Raw genomic sequence first — 2,688 nt, 5'->3', positions numbered from 1 at the left:
ATGTTCGGCATTCCTATCAGTTTTGCCCCTGCCATTGGAGGCGCTGTTGGATTTATTGGTGTTGAGAAAATCCGCGAGTTTGCTGTTCGTGCCATTAATAAACGGTTGGGGGATAAATAGTGAGCAGAGGCATTCGCAATAACAATCCTGGCAACATTCGCCACGGGGACAAATGGCAGGGGTTATGCAGCAGGCAGACTGATAAGTCATTCTGTCAGTTTATCGCACCAGAATATGGTATTCGGGCGATGCTCAAAATCCTGCGCAATTACAAACTCAAGTATGGCCATAACACCATCCGCCAGTTTATTTCTCGCTGGGCACCGGAGATAGAAAATGACACCGAGAGTTACATTGCCTATGTCAGCGATATGGTGGATATCTCTCGCGATGCGGTGATTGATGTTAACAATCAGCGTGTCATGACAGCATTAGTCAAGGCGATGATCCAGATGGAGAATGGCAAGCAGCCTTACCCCGAAGAAACATTCAAAAAAGCCTACAGCTTAATCTGAATCCTGAGCCTCGTATCTGCGGGGCTTCTTTTTATCTGCGTACTGACGTGCGCGAAACCCAATCATGAGCTTATAGAAATAGAGCCTGAGAATTATCGCCAGGTGGCGACCTCTCATGGGCGATATTTCTACGTCAGCAGGCTCTTATTTCTATAGGAATACGCAAGATGCATACAATTACAGTCCCTTTTTATGATGATGAACTTTATGTAGTGGAATACAACAATGAACCCTACGTGCCAATGAGACCTATTGTCGAAGGTATGGGGATGGACTGGGCAGGTCAATATACCAAGTTAAAACAAAGATTTAGTAAAGGTGTTGAGGAAATCTCAATACCTACAAAAGGTGGCTTACAATTAATGACCTGCCTTGCCCTTCGTAAGTTGGCTGGCTGGTTAGCCACGATTAGCCCCAATAAAGTTAAGCCTGAAATTAGGGATAAGGTGATCCGCTATCAGGATGAATGCGACGATGTGCTTTATGAATACTGGACAAAGGGTGTAGTGATTAATCCCCGTAAACGTAACGTGATGGAAGAACTAAATCAGGCCTGTGCTGAGTTAAAAAGAGACAAGCAGCTCGCTAGTGTGTTTGGTACGGGCCTTAATGCATGGAAGTCTGTCAGGCCTGAACATGAAAGCAAGATAAGGGGATTGGTCGGGCAAGCCACTGACTTAGTGTTGGATCTCGTTCTGACTGAAATAGGTAAGGGTAAAACAACACGCACTGAATAAGGTGGGTGATATGAAACTCAATAGCCAGTACTTCACTCTGGGTGCAATGGTGATTGTCGCTGGCCTGCTCTGGTTCTACTACAGTGAGTATCAGAACAAGGCCGAAGAATACCGTAGGTTAGAGCTACAGTATGACGAACAACTCGCCATCAACACCAACCAGCAAGCACGAATTCAGCAACTCCACGAGCTGGACACCAAACACACTCAGGAACTCGCCAATGCCCAGACTGAAATCGATACTTTGCGCGCTGATGTTGCCGCTGGCCGTCGCAAGCTGCGCATCAAAGCCGTCTGTCCCGTGTCTGAAACCGCTTCCTCCAGCAGCGTGGTCAATGACACCACCGTCGAACTCAGTAGAGAAGCTGGACAAGCTGTTCTCGATGTCCGAGAAGGCATTATCAACGACCGAGCAAAACTGAGATATTTGCAGGAGTATGTGAATGCTGAATGCAGAGGAAAAGATGGAAAACACTGACAAGGCATTAGCCGAACTAATTAACAAGACACTGTCTGGCATCGACGGCATGATAGGGTTTGGCAAAGATCAGCTGCCTGTGGTTATAGAACAATTGATGCTTTGGCAGCTATGGGTAAATGGTTTGTTGTTTATCTTGTTTCTGGCACTGGCGTTATTGGCTGGCTACATATGGAAGAGAGCGACAGAGAGCTATGTTTACAATGAAGGTGGCGTGTATATAGTTCTTTTTGCTGTTGTTTGTGCGCTTGGTTTTACCTCCCTACGTTGTGCGTTTACTGTCATTCAGATAGTTGTAGCACCCAAAGTCTGGTTAATTGAGTATGCGGCTGCGCTTATCAAATAGGCACGCCACCACCTCAGTATCATTTGTTCTGAGGTGGTGAATATCTTGAACTATCAGAAGTTATAATTTCCTGAACGCCTCAAATAAGTCATCACTCCTGCCGCTACAATATCGCTGTATTGGAGCTGGACAATCGTAGCAAAATCCACACTGACCCCATTGAGACCATTGACTATATAGGGAAGTATTGCTTGCTCGTAAATTCTCTGACTTATATCGCAGCGGTGGGGAAGTAAGGTTAATATTCGTTGGCTACGGCCGGCAATAGTACGAAGTTGTAAAGATGCACCATCTGCAATCAACGAGTCTACATTTCTGGAAACAAATCCTAATTCGTTGAGCAATGTATTTGTTCGATGGTAGGTACCACCAAAAACATGGGGATATTGAGCCCGTAAGTTACTGATTGCAATCGGTACACATAATGACGAGACACCAGCACGTTCAAACATGCGAATAGATTGTCTGAGTGTGTTATAAGCTGCTTGGTGAAACTGAGACATAATAATTCCCTCAAAGATTAGGTACAGCAACACATAAACCCATCTTCACCCAACAACAAGCGAATAATGCTTAACAATTAGTTACTCACTGAAACTAAACCCAATATTT

Annotated in this window: 6 protein-coding genes; 5 read left to right on the top strand and 1 reads right to left on the bottom strand. The window is 45.0% G+C overall.

All coding sequences use genetic code 11. The features are described from left to right. The 5 genes from IQ211_RS18770 to IQ211_RS18750 form a co-directional block, all read left to right on the top strand. Positions 1 to 120: phage holin family protein (locus IQ211_RS18770; protein WP_193836454.1), on the top strand; the 120-nt coding region annotated here is incomplete at its 5' end. After that, a complete protein-coding gene (locus IQ211_RS18765; protein ID WP_193836453.1) occupies positions 120 to 515 on the top strand; it encodes a structural protein in 396 nt (131 codons plus the stop codon). The genes IQ211_RS18770 and IQ211_RS18765, both read left to right, overlap by 1 nt. 167 nt (positions 516 to 682) lie before the next feature. Continuing rightward, positions 683 to 1,252: a phage antirepressor N-terminal domain-containing protein gene (locus IQ211_RS18760; RefSeq protein ID WP_189761327.1), complete on the top strand. Its 570-nt coding sequence runs from the start codon at positions 683 to 685 to the stop codon at positions 1,250 to 1,252. 10 nt (positions 1,253 to 1,262) lie between these two features. Beyond that, on the top strand, positions 1,263 to 1,730 hold the full coding sequence (locus IQ211_RS18755) for a lysis protein (RefSeq protein WP_189761328.1): 468 nt from the start codon (positions 1,263 to 1,265) through the stop codon (positions 1,728 to 1,730). After that, complete coding sequence (locus IQ211_RS18750; RefSeq protein WP_189761326.1) at positions 1,696 to 2,076, top strand: hypothetical protein; 381 nt, start codon at positions 1,696 to 1,698, stop codon at positions 2,074 to 2,076. The genes IQ211_RS18755 and IQ211_RS18750 overlap by 35 nt, the downstream gene beginning before the upstream one ends. A gap of 53 nt (positions 2,077 to 2,129) precedes the next feature. Here the strand turns inward: IQ211_RS18750 and IQ211_RS18745 are convergent, their stop codons facing one another. Next, positions 2,130 to 2,579 (bottom strand): hypothetical protein, encoded by a 450-nt coding sequence (locus IQ211_RS18745; protein ID WP_189761325.1) that lies wholly within the window; start codon positions 2,577 to 2,579, stop codon positions 2,130 to 2,132. Positions 2,580 to 2,688 lie beyond the last annotated feature (109 nt).

Source organism: Xenorhabdus griffiniae (assembly GCF_015163655.1).
Taxonomy (GTDB): domain Bacteria; phylum Pseudomonadota; class Gammaproteobacteria; order Enterobacterales; family Enterobacteriaceae; genus Xenorhabdus; species Xenorhabdus griffiniae.
This window is presented reverse-complemented; position numbering and strand designations above follow the sequence as displayed.